Genomic DNA, 15,989 nt, shown 5'->3' with positions numbered 1-15,989 from the left:
TTCCAATTGCCATTGTCGGGCCGGCACGCGAGACTGGCTCCGGCATCATCTCCGAAACAGTCCTAGACCGCATGGGCGGACATTCAAAGCACCAAGCTACCGGAGCTTTGGACACGCCCCAGATCGCTACCGTGATCCACAGAAGTTCACAGCTCGATGGAGCGAGTCACTGATTCGCGCTTGACCCGTTTGCGGCGGGAGCATAGCCGCGCAGCCCGTCCCGGTTAAGGGGCGATCAGCCCTTTCCCGTCACCTTTTTCCCCTTCGCCGAAGATGCCGCAGCCGGGGCTCCCCCGCTTGGGGCAGCGCCATCGCGCTTGGCGATCTCCTTCTCGGCGAGGGTGATGTAGTCGCGTGTCAGCGGCAGGGTGTCGTTGCGTGGCGAAAGCTGCAGCTGGAACACCATCATGTCCTGCCAGCGGAACGCGGCCTCGGAGCCTGCGAGGTAGAATTCCCACATCCGAGCGAAGCGCTCGTCATAGATCTCGATCACCTTGTCGCGGTTCGCCATGAAGCGCTCGCGCCAGTGACGCAGCGTCTCGGCGTAGTGGATCCGCAGGATCTCCGTGTCGGTGACGAACAGGCCGGCCTTTTCGATGTGTGGCAGCACCTCGGAAAGGGCAGGGATATAGCCGCCCGGGAAGATGTGCTTGCGGATAAAGGCATTGGTCGCGGCGGGCGGGCCGGCGCGACCGATCGAGTGCAGCACCATCACGCCGTCGGGCTTGAGCAGCGACGCGCATTTCTCGAAGAAGGTGCGGTAGTGATTGACACCGACATGCTCGAACATGCCGACCGAAACGATGCGGTCGAACCGCTCCTGCAGGCTGCGATAGTCGCGAAGCTCGAAATGGACGTGGCGATCAAGGCCGAGGTCGTGCGCGCGATCGGTGGCCACCGCGTGCTGTTCGGTGGAGAGCGTGACGCCAAGGACGTCGACGTCGAAATTCTGGGCAAGGTAGAGGCCAAGGCCGCCCCAGCCCGAACCGATGTCGAGTACTTGCTGGCCGGGTTTCAGGTCGAGCTTCGCTGCCAGGTGGCGCTTCTTGGCGAGCTGCGCTTCCTCGAGCGTCATGTCGGGCCGCTCGAAATAGGCGCAGGAGTATTGCATATCCTCGTCGAGGAAGAGGCGGTAGAACTCGCGCGACAGGTCGTAGTGGTGTTCGACGTTCTTGCGTGACCGGTGCGCGGTGTTGATCTGGTGGAAGCGGCGCAGGGCGACACGGACGCTTTCCAGCGCCTTGGCCCACGCGTTGCCGTAACTCCACGGCCCCATGTTCTCATAGGCGATCTTCAGGAACGAGAGGACGTCGCCCTCTAGGATTTCCAGTTCGCCGTCCATGTAGGCTTCAGGCACCGCGAGCCAGGGATCGAACAAGATCGCGCGCTGTGCGTGCTTGGTCTTGATGGCAACGTGGATACGCTGGCCGGTGCCGTCCCCAAAGTGTTCAGTCGTACCGTCCGGATACGTGAGAGAAAGATTTCCGGTACGAACCAGCCGCTCGACGACACCATGAAGTAAACGGTTCATGTCCTCCGCCTCCGAACAACAAGCTCCATGCTTGCACAACTTCGGCGGAGAAAAAAGGTTCGAAAACAAAAGGCCCGCCCGGTTACCCGGACGAGCCTGCACTCACCGCCAAGCGGCGAATTCTTATTCTTCGTCTTCGAAGCCTTCGGCGTTCGGATCGAAGAACGACTCAGGACGTGCGTTCTCGTTGATGTCCTCGCCGTAGATGGCCTCAGCCGAATCGAGCTTCTCGCCGGCTGCCTGACGCTCGGCTTCCTCAGCCGTACGGGCGATGTTCAGCTGGATCGTGACCTGGACTTCCGGGTGCAGCGAAACGACGATGTCGGAGATGCCGATCGCCTTGATCGGGTGGTTCAGCTCAACCTGGTTGCGCGAAACGTTGAAGCCCTCGGCGACCAGCAGGTCGGCGATGTCGCGGGTCGAGACCGAGCCGTAAAGCTGGCCGGTTTCACCAGCCGAGCGGATGATGACGAAGCTCTTGCCGTCGAGACCTTCGGCGACCTTGGAAGCCTCGGCCTTGCGCTCCTGGTTGCGGGCTTCGAGCTGGGCACGCTGAGCCTCGAACTTCTTCATGTTGGCTTCGGTCGCACGGAGCGCCTTGCCCTGCGGCAGAAGGTAGTTGCGTGCAAAACCGTCCTTGACGCGGACGGTGTCGCCCATCTGACCAAGGCGTGCGATACGCTCGAGAAGAATAACCTGCATTGTCTTGCTCCTTCATGGCCGCTTGCGGCCAGGACATGAAAGGCAGGACATCAAGTGGGGCAGGGTGCCCGGGTCGCTGTCCTGCCGCGTTGGCAGTTAGGGCCATGCGGCCCAACTCGGATTTTGAGGATCACACCGACGCGCCGACCGCGAGGGTGGAAGCCGGGGCGGAGAGCCGCCCCGGAAAGTCTTACTTCACGACGTACGGAAGCAGGCCGAGGAAGCGGGCGCGCTTGATCGCCTTGGCGAGCTCGCGCTGCTTCTTCTGGCTGACAGCCGTGATGCGGGACGGAACGATCTTGCCGCGCTCCGAGATGTAGCGCTGCAGCAGACGGACGTCCTTGTAGTCGATCTTCGGTGCGTTCGCGCCGGAGAACGGGCAGGTCTTGCGGCGGCGGTGGAACGGACGCCGAGTCGGGATCTGGTTGATGTCGACCATTATTCCGCTGCTCCTTCAGCCTGTTCGCGCGGACGGCGCGGACCACGATCACGATCGCCGAAGCGAGGACGGTCGCCAAAGCGTCCTTCACGCTCACGGTCATCGCGCTTCTGCATCATTGCCGACGGGCCTTCCTCGTGCGCTTCGACGCGGACGGTCAGGAAGCGGAGGACGTCTTCCGACAGACGCTCCTGGCGCTCGAGCTCCTGGATGGCAGCGGCCGGAGCCGAGATGTCCATGAGCGTGTAGTGCGCCTTGCGGTTCTTGTTGATGCGGTAAGTGAGGGACTTCAGTCCCCAGTTCTCAACCCGGCCAACCGTGCCGCCCAGCGATTCGATCACTGCCTTGTACTGCTCGACAAGGGCTTCGACCTGCTGCGCGGAGAGATCCTGCCGGGCAAGGAACGTGTGTTCGTAAAGAGCCATATTCTCTTGCCTTTCTTCGTTTCTCTGTCGGGCCCGGCGGCTAAGCCTCTGCAACTTCTCTTGTCCGCGAAGCGGCCGAAGAAAGGAGCATGACGAGACGGTCGAGAGCGGAGACACGGGAGGCGGAGAGACTTGCCCTCACATGTGGCCGCCTCTATTCGAAACGGCAACAGCCCTCCGTTCAGCCCCCAGCTGGGACCGGCAGATTGCGGGCGTCTATACAGGTTTTTGCGCCGAACGCAAGTTTGCCCCGCCATCGAAAGGGACATCTGCGTCAATAAACAGCCAGAAAACTCATCCAAAGGGAACCTGCGGAGGCGAAATGCGCTGGGACAAGCCGCGCCGACGTTGCATTGCGGCCTTGACCTCACTGGCTCCTTGCGCCACACGCTCGCTCGACAACAGGCTGGAGAAACGCCGTCATGACGATCGCCTTTACCTTTCCGGGCCAGGGTAGCCAGGCCGTGGGGATGGGCAAGGATCTTGCCGATGCCTTCCCGGAAGCCCGTGCCGTATTCGCCGAAGTTGACGATGCGCTGGGCCAGAAGCTTTCCACGCTGATGTGGGAAGGTCCTGAAGATGAGCTGACGCTGACTGCCAACGCGCAGCCGGCGCTGATGGCTGTTTCGCTGGCCGCGATCCGCGTGCTTGAAGCGCGCGGCTTCTCGCTGAAGGACAAGGTCACCTACGTTGCCGGCCACTCGCTTGGCGAATACTCGGCGCTCGCCGCTGCCGGTGCGTTCTCGATCGGCGATACCGCGCGTCTCCTGCGCATCCGCGGTAATGCCATGCAGGCAGCTGTTCCGGTGGGCGAGGGCGCGATGGCCGCGATCATCGGCCTCGAGCAGGATCAGGTCGAGGCCGCGTGTGCCGAGGCCGCGCAGGGCTCTGTTTGCCAGATCGCCAACGACAATGGCGGTGGCCAGCTGGTGATCTCCGGCGCGAAGCCTGCCGTCGAGCACGCCGCTCGCATCTGCACCGAAAAGGGCGCCAAGCGCGCGCTGATGCTGCAGGTCTCCGCGCCCTTCCATTCGGCGCTGATGCAGACGGCCGCAGACGCAATGCGCGAAGCCCTGTCGAAGGTAACGGTAAACGCGCCGGTCGTTCCGGTTGTGGCAAACGTGACCGTTTCGCCGATCACCGACCCGCAGGACATCGTCGCCCGTCTTGTTGAGCAGGTCACCGGCCGCGTGCGCTGGCGCGAGACCGTCGAGTGGTTCGGCGCCAACGGCGTGACCACGCTTTATGAAGTCGGCTCCGGCAAGGTCCTGACGGGCCTCGCGCGGCGTATTGACCGCAACATCGCGACCGCCAATATCGGCACGGCGAGCGATATCGACGCCGTTCTCGCCGAACTGGCCTGATGCTTCCGGCGGCGCTCCCTTAGCAGGGGAGTGGGCCCGATCACGAAGGGATTAGAAAGATGTTCGATCTGACCGGCCGCAAGGCGCTCATTACCGGTGCAACCGGCGGCATTGGCGAAGCCGTTGCACGTGTGCTCCATTCCGCTGGCGCGACCGTCGGCCTGCACGGCACCCGCGTCGAGAAGCTCGAGGCGCTGGCTTCAGAGCTCGGCGACCGCGTGAAGATCTTCCCGGCAAACCTCTCCGATAAGGATGAGGTCAAAGCACTCGGTCAGAAGGCCGAGGCTGAGCTTGAGGGCGTCGACATCCTCGTCAACAACGCGGGAATCACCCGCGACGGCCTGTTCGTCCGGATGTCGGACGATGACTGGGACGCGGTAATCAACGTCAATTTGAGCGCCGTCTTCCGTCTGACCCGCGAGCTGACCCACCCGATGATGCGCCGCCGCTTCGGCCGCATCATCAACATCTCCTCGGTGGTCGGCGTGACCGGCAATCCAGGCCAGGCGAACTACTGCGCCTCCAAGGCCGGCCTGATCGGCTTCTCGAAGTCGCTGGCCCAGGAAATCGCGACCCGCAACGTCACCGTGAACTGCGTTGCGCCGGGTTTCATCGAATCGGCCATGACCGACAAGCTCAATGAGAAGCAGAAGGAGGCGATCATGGGCGCCATCCCGATGCGCAAGATGGGCACGGGCGAGGACATCGCCGCCTCAGTGCTGTATCTTGCCTCCAACGAGGCCGGCTACGTCACCGGTCAGACGCTTCACGTCAACGGTGGCATGGCGATGATCTGAGGATCAGCACGGAGGGACGTCTTTTTGCCTTGGTTCCCGTTACCGTTTCTGGTATCGGGCGCCGCAGCAGAGGGTAGATAACCATCTCCAGGAGCAGTCTGGCAGCAGCCTGATCGGCGGAACTAACCACAAGAAAACGGGTTTATGGGCCGCCTCTGCTCCGATCTTTCATCTTGATTACCGGCAATCGTGCCGTTAACGAAGTTCCATCAACTTTCAGAAGTCGAGGGTTTGCAAATGAGCGATACCGCAGAACGCGTCAAGAAAATCGTTGTCGAGCATCTGGGCGTCGATGCCGACAAGGTCACCGAAGGCGCGAGCTTCATCGACGACCTCGGCGCAGACAGCCTCGACACCGTCGAGCTGGTCATGGCTTTCGAAGAAGAGTTCGGCGTTGAGATCCCGGACGATGCCGCTGAGACGATCCTGACCGTCGGCGACGCCGTCAAGTTCATCGAGAAGGCCTCGGCCTGATCTCGCGTCCGCGCCGCACTGAAACAGACCTGAGCGTCGAGCTATGAGACGAGTTGTCGTCACTGGCGTGGGCCTGCTGTCGCCTTTTGGCGTCGGAGCAGAGCACACTTGGAAAGAGCTTCTGGCCGGAAAGAGCGCGGCGCGTCGCGTTGAGACATTTGAGGTGGACGATCTTGCTTGCAAGATCGCCCACGTCATTCCTCGCGACGGCGGGGAGAATGCGTTCAATCCTGACGACTTCATGGAGCCGAAGGAGCAGCGCAAGGTTGGCGACTACATCATCTACGGTATCGCCGCCGCAGACATGGCGCTGGCCGATTCGGGCTGGAAGCCGCAGACCACGGAAGAGCAGGAGGCTACCGGCGTCCTGATCGGTTCCGGCATCGGCGGCATCGAGGGCATCGCCGAGAATGCGATGATCCTGAAGGAAAAGGGTCCGCGCCGCATCAGCCCGTTCTTCATTCCGGGCAACATCATCAATCTGGTCTCCGGCCACGTCTCGATCCGCCACGGATTGAAGGGCCCGAACCACGCAGTCGTCACCGCCTGCTCGACCGGCGCGCATGCCATCGGAGATGCCGCACGCCTCATCATGTTCGGCGACGCAGACGTCATGGTGGCTGGTGGTGCGGAAGCTCCGGTGACCCGTCTGTCGCTGGCTGGCTTCGCTGCCTGCCGCGCACTGTCCACCGAGCGCAACGACGAGCCCACCAGGGCTTCCCGTCCTTACGACCGCGACCGTGACGGTTTCGTCATGGGCGAGGGCGCAGGCGTCGTGGTTCTCGAGGAACTCGAGCACGCCAAGGCACGCGGCGCGAAGATCTACGCCGAGGTCGTCGGTTACGGTCTGTCGGGCGACGCCTACCACATCACCGCTCCGTCCGAGGATGGCGACGGTGCGTTCCGCTGCATGACCAACGCGCTGAAGCGGGCAGGGCTTGCTCCGTCGGATATCGATTACATTAACGCCCATGGCACTTCGACCATGGCCGACACCATCGAGCTCGGCGCAGTCGAGCGGCTGGTGGGTGATGCGGCGTCGAAGATCTCGATGTCGTCGACAAAGTCGGCGATCGGCCACCTGCTCGGTGCTGCCGGTGCAGCGGAAGCGATCTTCTCGGTCCTCGCAATCCGCGACAACATCGCTCCGCCGACGATCAATCTCGATAATCCGGAGCGTGAAACGGCCATCGATCTGGTTCCTCACAAGCCGCGCCAGCGGCAGATCGATGTGGCGCTGTCCAACTCGTTTGGCTTTGGTGGCACCAACGCGTCTCTGGTGTTCCGTCGTTACATTGCGTAACGTCTTCGGCGGCGCGGTGCGCCGCCATTTCTGCCACATTCGGGCTTAGGTTCGGGAACCGACTCGGACCTTATTTTTCAATGGAGAGCCGCAAGGCCTATGACGACCGATTCCGCGGATCAGGGTACCTCGCCAGCGACTCCTTCGCCCGCGTCGGCGAAGCCGATAGTGCCCAAAACCGCAAGCGAAGCGCTGCGGCCGCAGGCCGGTACGCCGCCGCCGGTACGGTCGCGCCGCTCGCGCAGCCAGTTCGTCGTCTTCATGAACTTCGTCATGTCGGTGATCGTCTTCGTGGCGATCGCGGCATTCGCGGCCGTCTGGTACGGTAAGGCCGAATTTGAAGGCCCTGGCCCGCTCGCTGCCGCCGACACGATTCTGATCCGTCCTTCGACGGGCGTCGGTGAGATCGCCGATTTGCTTGAGCGCAAGGGCATTATCTCCGATGCGCGCATCTTCCGCCTTGGCCTGCGTGCCTACGGCAATGACGGCAAGCTGAAGGCTGGCGAATACGCCATTCCGGCAGCGGCTTCGATGCACGACATCATGGACCTGCTGGTGAGTGGGCGCTCGATCCTGCATTCGGTGACCGTTCCCGAGGGGCTTACCGTCAAGCAGGCGCTCAAGCGCATCGCCGAGGTCGAGGAGCTTGAGGGCGATCTTCCTGCCGAACTGCCGGGAGAGGGGTGGATTGCTGCCGACACCATCCGCTTCACGCGCGGCATGAAGCGCGAGGAAGTCGTCAAGCGCCTTATGGCCGACCAGAAAGCGCTGGTGGAAAGCATCTGGGCGCGCCGTGCCGAGGGCTTGCCGATCAACGACATCAACGAGTTCGTCACGCTCGCCTCGATCGTCGAGAAGGAGACGGCCCGCGGCGACGAGCGCTCGCGCGTGGCAGCGGTGTTCATCAACCGCCTCAAGAAGGGCATGCGGCTCCAGTCCGATCCGACCATCGTCTATGGTTTGTTCGGTGGCGACGGCAAGCCGTCAGACCGTCCGATCTATCGCTCGGACATCGAGAAGCCGACGCCCTATAACACCTACGTCATCGATCGCCTGCCGCCCGGACCGATCGCGATCCCCGGTCGCGCGTCGCTGGAGGCGGTCGCCAATCCATCGAAGACCAACGATCTTTATTTTGTGGCGGACGGGTCGGGTGGACACGTCTTTGCCGAGACACTGGAAGAGCACAACGAAAACGTCGCGCGCTGGCGCCGTATCGAACGCGAGCGGGCTGCAGCTTCTCAGTCGTCGGGAGGAGAAACTCCGGCACAGTAAGCTAGTCGGCGGGGACAGGGGGTAGCGTTATGAGTTTGCAGAGTATGACCGGCTTCGGCCGGGCCGCCGGAGAGCACAACGGTGCTGTTTTCGTCTGGGAACTGAAGTCGGTCAACGGCAAAGGGCTCGAGGTTCGCTTGCGCCTGCCCGCCGGTCTTGAGCGGCTCGAACAGGCGGTTCGTCCCGCTATCCAGAAGCGATTTTCACGCGGCAACATTCAGGCTTCGCTGAACCTCACTCGCACCGGCTCGCTGGCGCAGCCGGTTGTGAACGAGGATTTTCTCAAGGACCTCGCTGGTCTCGCCAGGCGGCTGGAAGAGCAGTTCGGCGTGGCGCCCGCGACTGCCGATGGCCTGCTCGCGCTGCGCGGAGTGTTGGATTCGCCGGAGACGCTTGAAGACGAGGAAAGCAGAGCCGCACTCGATGCCGCGATTCTCGCTTCGCTGGATGAAGCTCTCGACGGCCTGCAGCAGGCTCGAGAAAACGAGGGCCAGGCACTCGCGAAAGTGCTCCTTGCCCACCTCGATACCATCGAGGCGCTGACGCTGCGTGCCGAGGCAGACCCCTCGCGCGAGCCTGCTTCCATCCGCAAGCGTTTGGCCGAGCAGGTAGCACTGCTGCTTGAGACGAACGCACCACTTGATGAGGCGCGGCTCCATATGGAGGCGGCGTTTCTCGCGACCAAGGCCGACATCCGCGAGGAGATCGACCGGCTCAAGACGCATATTGCGGCTGGCCGCGCGCACATCGCCGGCGGCGGAGCGATCGGCAGGAAGCTCGACTTCCTGTCCCAGGAATTCAATCGTGAAACGAACACGCTTTGCTCGAAATCGAACGCAGCTTCTGTTACGGCCATCGGCCTGGAGCTGAAGGCGGTCGTCGATCAGTTTCGCGAGCAAGTGCAGAATTTGGAGTAGATCATGGCCGATACGCCGCTCAACGCAACAATCCGCAGGCGCGGGTTGATGCTGGTGCTGTCGTCGCCGTCGGGCGCGGGCAAGTCCACCATTGCGCGCAGCCTGCTTGAAGAGGACAAGGGCTTCGAGCTGTCGGTCAGCGTCACCACGCGCGCGCGCCGCGGCAGCGAGATCGATGGCCATCACTATCATTTCCGCACCAAGCGCGAATTCGAGCTGATGCGCGACAATGATGAGTTGCTGGAGTGGGCCGAGGTCCACGGCAACTACTACGCTACGCCACGCGCGCCGGCCGAGCGCGCGCTCGCGGAAGGCCGCGACATGCTGTTCGACATCGACTGGCAGGGAGCAGAGCAGCTGCGCGAGAAGATGCGCGGCGATGTCGTCTCGATCTTCATCCTGCCGCCGTCGATGCGTGAACTGAAGGAGCGCCTGCGTCGGCGCGCTGAGGATGCGGAAGAGGTGATTGAGGCGCGCCTCAAGAACGCACGCACCGAAATCGAGCACTGGCTCGACTACGACTACATCGTCATCAACGAGGATCTGCAGAAGGCGTTTGCCGAGGTGCGGGCAATCGTCACCGCCGAACGCCTGCGCCGCGACCGCCGTCCGGGCCTGTTCGACTTCGTCACCGGCCTGCTGGACGAGAAGCTCGGTTAGCGACTGGGAGGCTGCCTGTTCAGTCGGGCAGCCGCTTCACAAGCTGGTCCCAGCCTTCCAGGAATTCTTTTCGCGCCCTCAGGCCGCCCGGCGCGCGGATCAGCGTCTCGTCCTGATTTAGCCGGGCAAAGACCAGCGTGCGGCCATTCTTCTTGGCCCAGCCGACATACCAGCCCCAACCGCGCGCGCGGTCGAGAGATCCGTCGCGCTTGCGCGGGAATGCCGAGCCGGTTTTCCCGGCGACCGTCCAGCCGGCCGCGGTCGAACGTTCGATGATCCGGTCCGTCTTGTCCATGGCGTCCCTGGAAACCGGCAGCTGCCGGTTCATGAGTTGCCGAAGGAACTCGACCTGTTCCGCCGGTGAGATCTTCAGCGACGAGCCGATCCAGGCGCGGTCGAGCGCGTTGTCCTTTCCCTTGTCGCCGGACCAGTCGGAATTGCCGTAGCCGAATGCAGCCGTGTAGGCAGCAAGCCTTTCCTTGCCAAGAGCGTGCGAAATCTGCTGCGAGTACCAGACGACCGAATGTTTCAGCCAGCGCGCCGGCGTGGTGGTCTGCTTCCAGTCCGGCCCGCCCCAGTCCGCATAACCCTTTTTGAAGGGCAGGGCAGGGTTGTTCTCGTCCTTGAGGAAGCCAGAGTCAAACCCGATCACCGCAAGGGGGATCTTGAAGGTGGAGGCAGGCGTCACGCGCGTGCGGCAGTCGCCTTCTTCGAGCAGGACTTTTCCGGAGGTTCCGTCCGCGATCACGGTGCAGAGGGTAGCGGCGCTGGCTGCTGCGGGAACGAGGAAACCCAGAACGGCAACGACAATCCCGCAGATCAACTTCATGTGCCGGTTTTCCCATCCACCAGTCGCGACAACGCAACGAATTCCTCGACGCTTAGAGTCTCGGCGCGCCGGGTCGGCTCGATATCCGCCTGTTGCAGCAGCGCCTCGCCGCCGAGCGACTTCAGGCTTTGCCGCAGCATTTTCCGGCGCTGGCCGAAAGCGGCCTCTGTAACCTTCGCAAGAGTGCGCTCGTTGGCCTCAAGAGGCTTTTCCCGCGGTTCGAGGTGCACAACGGCGGAATTGACCTTCGGCGGCGGCGAGAAGGCCTGCGGCGGCAGGTCAAAGACGATGTTGGCGCGCGTGCGCCAGCCCGCTAGTACCCCCAGCCGACCATAAGCGTCATCGCCGGGTTTCGCCACGATGCGCTGCGCGACTTCCTTTTGGAACATCAGCGTCATTGAGGTCCAGAACGGTGGCCATTGCGGACCGGTTAGCCAGCGGATCAGTAGTTCGGTGCCGATGTTGTAGGGCAGGTTCGCGACGATCCGCACGTTCTCTGCGCCGCTTGCCAGCGCCGCAAAATCCGTCTCCATCGCATCGCCCGCAATCACCTCAAGTCGGCCGGGATAGTGCGCGGAAATTTCCTCCAGCGCCGGCAGGCAGCGTTCGTCACGCTCGACAGCGACGACGCGATGAGCGCCGTTGGCGAGAAGCGCGCGGGTCAGGCCGCCCGGGCCGGGACCGACCTCAATGACGGTGCTCTTCGTCAGGTCCCCGGCCGAGCGGGCGATCTTGTTGGTGATGTTGAGGTCGAACAGAAAGTTCTGGCCAAGGTTCTTCTTGGCGCGCAGTTCGAACCGGTCGACTACGTCCTTGAGCGGGGGCAATCCGTCGAAGCTCATGCGCGTGCCGCCTTCCTGTCGGCCATGAAACGGGCGAGCCTCAGCGCTGCGACGAGGCTGTCTGGCCGCGCGATGCCCTTGCCGGCGATGTCGAACGCCGTGCCGTGGTCGGGCGACGTGCGGATGAAGGGTAAGCCAAGGGTGACGTTGACCGTCTCGTCGAAGGCGAGCGCCTTGGCCGGGATCAGCGCCTGGTCGTGATACATGCAGACGGCCGCATCGTACGACGCGCGCGCTTGCGGATGGAACATCGTGTCGGCGGGCAGCGGCCCGCGCACATTGATGCCGCGACGGCGCAGCTCATCTATCGCCGGCTGGATGATCTCTATTTCCTCGCGCCCCATGGCCCCGCCTTCGCCCGCGTGGGGGTTAAGACCGGAAATCGCGACGCGCGGCTCGTCTATACCGAACTTCTCGCGCAGGTCGGCTGCGGTTACAGCGGCCGTCTCGACGATTTCCTCTGTCTTGAGGATCTGTGGAACCTCGGAAAGCGCAATGTGGATCGTCACCGGCACTGCGCGCAGCTCTGGTCCTGCAAGCATCATCACCGGCTTCACGCCGCCCGCGAGATGGCCGAGGAATTCGGTGTGCCCAGGATAGCGGAAACCGGCGTCGTAGAGCGGCTTCTTTGCGATCGGGCAGGTGACGAGGGCATCGGCGCGACCGGCGTTGACGTGTTCTACCGCGCGCTCGATCGACTCGATGATGCCAGCGGCATTGTTCGCGCTCGGTGCGCCCGGCTCGTTCTCATAGCGTGCCTTGAGCGGAACGACCGGAAGCGCCCTGGCGAAGACATCGGCGGCGCTTTCAGGCGTCGTCGTCTCGACAGGCACCTTCAGGCCAAGCTTGGCAGCCTGCGCCTGCAGAGCGTCCGGATCGGTGAGGAGATAGAATGCAGGAGTGTTCAGCTCCTCCCGCTCAAGCCATGCCTTGAGGGCGATCTCCGGCCCGATGCCGGCCGGATCGCCCGATGTGAGCGCTAGCAAGCCCAAACTGCGCCTCCTTGCAGACGACCGGCCGAAAGCCGATCAGCGACGGACGATCTGCGCCTTGGCGCGGAGTTCCTCAGTCAGCTTCTTCGACTGGTCGTCCTGGCTGCCGCCACCGCCCTTTTCGGATTGGAACACCATCTGGGCGACGCTATCGTCCGAAACCTCGCGGGCGCTGCAGACGCCGATGAACTCGACCCCGCGCTCGGTTTCACGCACGCGCGTGGCCTGGCCCGGCTTGGTCTGCTTGATGTGCTCTGCCCAGTCGGGGGGCAGCTGCGGCTCCAAAATGCGGCCGAGGTCGCGGACGGTGACGTCGATCAAGCCCTTGGCAAATTCGCGCGTCGTGGCGCAGTTCTGGAAGCGCTGGCGCAGTGCCTCAGCCTCGCGTTTGCGCACGCCCAATTTGCCGCGCTCCTTGGCCGGAACGACGAAGATCACCTGCTGCAGCATGTACTCGGTCGCCGACGGCTTGTTGCCGCCCTGCTGCAACATGCGCTGCACGGCGTCCTGCTCGCTGACGCGGCCAGCTTGCGAGCGCTGCTGCAGAACCTGCGACCATGCCATCTGAGCGCGAATGTATTCGCGGAAGTGAGCCTTGGTTACGCCGGCCTGATTGAGGATCTGGTCCATCTGCTTGGCCGACATGTTGTTCGACTTGGCGAAGCGCTCGTAGGCGCCGGCGACCATGTCGTCGGAGATGTTGATGCGCATGCGCTTGGCTTCCGCCATACGCACCGCCTGGTCGATCATTTCCTCGGCAGCCGCAGTCTGAACGTTGCCGCGACGGTTCTGCAACCGCAGGAAGGCGGCGCGGCGCTGGATGTCGTAGCTTGTGATGGGCTGGTTGTTGACGATGTACTTGATCTCGCTGGCATGAGCGACAGGCGCCATGAGCGGAACTGCGGCCCCGGCGAGCGCAAGGCTCAAGGCGAGAGTGGTGCTGCGCAGGACGCTGCCGAACGTTTTCATCCGAAAAGTCTCCTGTGGTGCCAGACGCAAGGATCGTGACGATCCCTGCCTCCTTTGTGCGGCGAAAGCGTGACGCCCGCGCACAAAGGGGGTCAGTTCTGGCTGATAGAGGTGGATGTCGCAAAATCCCCGAGCGTACGCAAGGAAATCTGGAAACCCAACGTGCGTCGCTTGTCGCTCGTGTTGTCGCGATTGATGTATTCGGCCGCGCTGATCGTGTACGAGAAGCACTCATCGTCGTAGGCGAAGCCGATCGCCTTCCTGACCATCACCTCGTTGGTGATGTCGTAGGTGCCGCTGCCGAAAACGCGCCAGTTCTCGTGGAGGCGAACCGACGCCGAACCACGAACCTCGTGACGGTCCGCGGCAAAGCCGTAGTCAGGCTGCTTCTCGATGAACGAGTAGGCGGCCGAGACCGAAACCGGACGCGATGCGTAACCCGCAGTCAGATCCGTGCGGCGAACTTCGAAGCTTTCCTCATCGAAGCGGGCGCCGATGCTGGCGTTGAAGCCAATCGGGCTGACGACGCCGAAGGAGCCGACATAGTCCGAGCGGGCCGTCTCGAGGCCGGAGGCTGCGCCAACATTCACGTAGTCCAGCTGCGCGTAAGGATTGCGGCCGGCGAGGTGGAACGACTGGCCGAACAGGCCGTGCGCCGACCAGCCATTGTCGAAGTTGCCCGAGTAGCGCAGACCGACATTGGCGCGCACGCCGCCCTCAATGCGGTCGTAGCCGGAGAACTTGTCGCGCTCGAAGAGGTTCGACGCGTCGAAGACCATGCTCTGCGCATCCTCATTCGGGATGCCGAGGCTGGTGCCGTGCGGCTCGTTCGGACGGGCAAAGATCTGCGCCATCGGCTCGAGTACGTGGGTGGAGCTGGTGGTCGAGAACAGCACCGGCCAGCGTGCCTCGAGGCCAGCAGTCGCCATAGCGCGATAGTAGGCGGAGCGGATGTCGGATGCGACGCCAAGATCGTTGATGCGATCAAGTGAGTCGCCCTGGAAGTCGACACCGATTGCATCGCCGCGCGCATGCAGCAGCGGGGTCAGCATCAGGCCGCCCGGCGCAATGAGCGAACGCTTCCATTCGGCTTCGGCCGTCACGCGGCCAGACCAGCCTTCAATGCCAGGAAGGCGGCCATTGTTCGCTGCGGGATCCTTGTCCGGGAAATCGGCAAGACGGCGATAGAGGCTCTGCGAGTTGACGTCGATCGACAACTCGCCCCCGGCAATGCTCTGATCCGGAATGTACGAATAGTCGAAGGAGGGCAGGACCCACGGCTGGCGAGCGTCACGCGCATTACGCGCGTCCGGGTTCTGCACCCCCGTTGCGCGACTGAAGTTGGTCTCCTGTTCCTGCACGTCGAACTTATAGCCGCGCAGGTCGAAATAGTTCCGGTCGTTTAGTCCGGTCAGGTAGATCTGGTTCGTCCGGCTGTGCTGGTCGTAGCCGTCGATGCCATAGCGATAGGCAAAGTTCTTGTCAGACTGGGCAAGAATGTCCCATCCGGCCGTCCAGCGCGAATTGATCTGGAACCGGCCCTTTGTGCCGATCATCGCGCGGGTCTTCTCGTTGTCCGACCTAAAGAGACCGGTCGGGTCATTCGAGGTATAAAACTCCTCCGGGCTGCGCTGGCGGATGCCGGCAACCGTGATCGAGTACTCGCCATTGTCGAACTTCTGGCGCCACTCGGCGTTCGCGAGGAAGCCTTGCTTCGAATACCAGGCCGGCTTGAAGGTCAGGTCCGCCGTCGGCGACACTGCCCAGTAATACGGAACCTCAGCGCCATAGCCGAGACGGCTGCCGGACTTGTAGCGCGGGAACAGGAAGCCGGACTTCTGCTTGACCGTCGGATCAGCAATCTCGAATGCCGGCAGGAAGGCCAGCGGCATGCCGAACATCTCGAAGCGCGACTTCTCGAAGCGGACGGTCTTTGCCTTGCCGTTCCAGATGATCTTCTGCGCCTTGATGCGCCAGATCGGCGGCTGGTCGGGCTTTTCCTCACAAGGCTCGCAGGCGGTGTAGACGCCGCGGGTGAAGGTCGTGATGTTGCCTTCGCGTCGATCCGCGTTCTCCGCGGCGAAATAGGTGTTGTCGGCTGTCTGCACGCGCAGCGCGTTGACGAAGCCGTCCCGGAAGTCGTCGGTGATGTCGATCTCTTCCGAGTAGATCTTGGTGCCGTCCGGGGAGACGATCTCGACCCGACCGCTGGCGATCAGGCGCGACGTGTTCTGGTTGTAGGCAACGCGCTGCGCCACGAGGCGATAGCCGTCGTAGTCGATCTGCACGCCGCCAACTGCGGTGACGGTGGCCTGGTCGTGGTCATAGACGATCGTGTCCGCCTCGAGCAGCATTTCGCTGTCGGTCGACACCCCGGTCGCGGCGACCAGGTCAATGTCCTGCGCAAAGGACACGCCCGGAAGGACGACGCATGACATGATGCAGGCCAGTGCGGTCGCTCCCCAAAGGT

General features: G+C 63.0%; 16 protein-coding genes. 7 read left to right on the top strand and 9 right to left on the bottom strand.

The window, feature by feature from the left end; all coding sequences use genetic code 11:
• Positions 1-235: 235 nt before the first annotated feature.
• The 4 genes from L630_RS0112270 to rpsF form a co-directional block, all read right to left on the bottom strand.
• A complete protein-coding gene (locus L630_RS0112270) occupies positions 236-1,531 on the bottom strand; it encodes a cyclopropane-fatty-acyl-phospholipid synthase family protein (protein WP_024848550.1) in 1,296 nt (431 codons plus the stop codon).
• A 123-nt stretch (positions 1,532-1,654) separates the two neighbouring features.
• Positions 1,655-2,233 (bottom strand): 50S ribosomal protein L9, encoded by a 579-nt coding sequence (gene rplI / locus L630_RS0112265; protein WP_024848549.1) that lies wholly within the window; start codon positions 2,231-2,233, stop codon positions 1,655-1,657.
• Between the two features lie 190 nt (positions 2,234-2,423).
• Positions 2,424-2,672 (bottom strand): 30S ribosomal protein S18, encoded by a 249-nt coding sequence (rpsR, locus tag L630_RS0112260; protein WP_019170551.1) that lies wholly within the window; start codon positions 2,670-2,672, stop codon positions 2,424-2,426.
• Positions 2,672-3,097 (bottom strand): 30S ribosomal protein S6, encoded by a 426-nt coding sequence (gene rpsF / locus L630_RS0112255; RefSeq protein WP_024848548.1) that lies wholly within the window; start codon positions 3,095-3,097, stop codon positions 2,672-2,674. Before rpsF ends, rpsR begins: the two co-directional genes overlap by 1 nt.
• A 422-nt stretch (positions 3,098-3,519) precedes the next feature.
• On the opposite strand from rpsF, the gene fabD reads away from it, so the two are divergent.
• The 7 genes from fabD to gmk all read left to right on the top strand — a co-directional run bounded on the left by fabD (position 3,520) and on the right by gmk (position 9,887).
• Positions 3,520-4,461, top strand: coding sequence for an ACP S-malonyltransferase (gene fabD, locus L630_RS0112250; protein WP_024848547.1), 942 nt, complete (start codon positions 3,520-3,522; stop codon positions 4,459-4,461).
• 59 nt (positions 4,462-4,520) lie between these two features.
• Entirely contained in the window at positions 4,521-5,258 is a 738-nt protein-coding gene (fabG, locus tag L630_RS0112245) for a 3-oxoacyl-[acyl-carrier-protein] reductase (RefSeq protein WP_024848546.1), read from the top strand.
• Between the two features lie 237 nt (positions 5,259-5,495).
• Positions 5,496-5,732, top strand: a complete 237-nt coding sequence (locus L630_RS0112240; RefSeq protein WP_024848545.1) for an acyl carrier protein — start codon at positions 5,496-5,498, stop codon at positions 5,730-5,732.
• A 43-nt stretch (positions 5,733-5,775) separates the two neighbouring features.
• A complete protein-coding gene (fabF, locus tag L630_RS0112235) occupies positions 5,776-7,035 on the top strand; it encodes a beta-ketoacyl-ACP synthase II (protein WP_024848544.1) in 1,260 nt (419 codons plus the stop codon).
• 99 nt (positions 7,036-7,134) lie between these two features.
• Complete coding sequence (gene mltG / locus L630_RS0112230) at positions 7,135-8,310, top strand: endolytic transglycosylase MltG (protein ID WP_024848543.1); 1,176 nt, start codon at positions 7,135-7,137, stop codon at positions 8,308-8,310.
• A gap of 29 nt (positions 8,311-8,339) precedes the next feature.
• A complete protein-coding gene (locus L630_RS0112225; RefSeq protein WP_024848542.1) occupies positions 8,340-9,227 on the top strand; it encodes a YicC/YloC family endoribonuclease in 888 nt (295 codons plus the stop codon).
• A 3-nt stretch (positions 9,228-9,230) separates the two neighbouring features.
• Positions 9,231-9,887 (top strand): guanylate kinase, encoded by a 657-nt coding sequence (gene gmk, locus L630_RS0112220; RefSeq protein WP_024848541.1) that lies wholly within the window; start codon positions 9,231-9,233, stop codon positions 9,885-9,887.
• 19 nt (positions 9,888-9,906) lie between these two features.
• Here the strand turns inward: gmk and blaOXA are convergent, their stop codons facing one another.
• The 5 genes from blaOXA to L630_RS0112195 all read right to left on the bottom strand — a co-directional run bounded on the left by blaOXA (position 9,907) and on the right by L630_RS0112195 (position 15,957).
• Entirely contained in the window at positions 9,907-10,716 is an 810-nt protein-coding gene (gene blaOXA / locus L630_RS0112215; RefSeq protein ID WP_024848540.1) for a class D beta-lactamase, read from the bottom strand.
• Entirely contained in the window at positions 10,713-11,558 is an 846-nt protein-coding gene (rsmA, locus tag L630_RS0112210; RefSeq protein WP_024848539.1) for a 16S rRNA (adenine(1518)-N(6)/adenine(1519)-N(6))-dimethyltransferase RsmA, read from the bottom strand. Before rsmA ends, blaOXA begins: the two co-directional genes overlap by 4 nt.
• The gene (gene pdxA, locus L630_RS0112205) at positions 11,555-12,550 is read right to left on the bottom strand and encodes a 4-hydroxythreonine-4-phosphate dehydrogenase PdxA (RefSeq protein WP_024848538.1); all 996 of its coding nucleotides are present in this window, start codon (positions 12,548-12,550) and stop codon (positions 11,555-11,557) included. The genes rsmA and pdxA overlap by 4 nt, the downstream gene beginning before the upstream one ends.
• 36 nt (positions 12,551-12,586) lie before the next feature.
• Positions 12,587-13,519 carry a peptidylprolyl isomerase gene (locus L630_RS0112200; RefSeq protein ID WP_024848537.1) on the bottom strand — a complete coding sequence of 311 codons (933 nt, stop codon included), beginning with the start codon at positions 13,517-13,519 and terminating at the stop codon, positions 12,587-12,589.
• Positions 13,520-13,611: 92 nt separating this feature from the next.
• Positions 13,612-15,957, bottom strand: coding sequence for an LPS-assembly protein LptD (locus tag L630_RS0112195; protein WP_084465969.1), 2,346 nt, complete (start codon positions 15,955-15,957; stop codon positions 13,612-13,614).
• Between the last annotated feature and the right edge of the window lie 32 nt (positions 15,958-15,989).

Origin of the sequence: Aminobacter sp. J41 (assembly GCF_000526635.1) — a bacterium.
Lineage (GTDB): Bacteria > Pseudomonadota > Alphaproteobacteria > Rhizobiales > Rhizobiaceae > Aerobium.
The sequence above is the reverse complement of the archived record's forward strand: the minus strand, read 5'-3'. Positions and strand labels throughout refer to the sequence as shown.

Coding starts and splice junctions, on each gene's coding strand:
- rplI (WP_024848549.1), bottom strand. CDS start 2,233: ATGCAGGTTATTCTTCTCGAGCGTATCGCACGCCTTGGTCAGATGGGC.
- mltG (WP_024848543.1), top strand. CDS start 7,135: ATGACGACCGATTCCGCGGATCAGGGTACCTCGCCAGCGACTCCTTCG.
- fabD (WP_024848547.1), top strand. CDS start 3,520: ATGACGATCGCCTTTACCTTTCCGGGCCAGGGTAGCCAGGCCGTGGGG.
- rpsR (WP_019170551.1), bottom strand. CDS start 2,672: ATGGTCGACATCAACCAGATCCCGACTCGGCGTCCGTTCCACCGCCGC.
- L630_RS0112240 (WP_024848545.1), top strand. CDS start 5,496: ATGAGCGATACCGCAGAACGCGTCAAGAAAATCGTTGTCGAGCATCTG.
- fabG (WP_024848546.1), top strand. CDS start 4,521: ATGTTCGATCTGACCGGCCGCAAGGCGCTCATTACCGGTGCAACCGGC.
- rpsF (WP_024848548.1), bottom strand. CDS start 3,097: ATGGCTCTTTACGAACACACGTTCCTTGCCCGGCAGGATCTCTCCGCG.
- L630_RS0112225 (WP_024848542.1), top strand. CDS start 8,340: ATGAGTTTGCAGAGTATGACCGGCTTCGGCCGGGCCGCCGGAGAGCAC.
- gmk (WP_024848541.1), top strand. CDS start 9,231: ATGGCCGATACGCCGCTCAACGCAACAATCCGCAGGCGCGGGTTGATG.
- L630_RS0112270 (WP_024848550.1), bottom strand. CDS start 1,531: ATGAACCGTTTACTTCATGGTGTCGTCGAGCGGCTGGTTCGTACCGGA.
- fabF (WP_024848544.1), top strand. CDS start 5,776: ATGAGACGAGTTGTCGTCACTGGCGTGGGCCTGCTGTCGCCTTTTGGC.
- L630_RS0112200 (WP_024848537.1), bottom strand. CDS start 13,519: ATGAAAACGTTCGGCAGCGTCCTGCGCAGCACCACTCTCGCCTTGAGC.
- blaOXA (WP_024848540.1), bottom strand. CDS start 10,716: ATGAAGTTGATCTGCGGGATTGTCGTTGCCGTTCTGGGTTTCCTCGTT.
- rsmA (WP_024848539.1), bottom strand. CDS start 11,558: ATGAGCTTCGACGGATTGCCCCCGCTCAAGGACGTAGTCGACCGGTTC.
- L630_RS0112195 (WP_084465969.1), bottom strand. CDS start 15,957: ATGTCATGCGTCGTCCTTCCGGGCGTGTCCTTTGCGCAGGACATTGAC.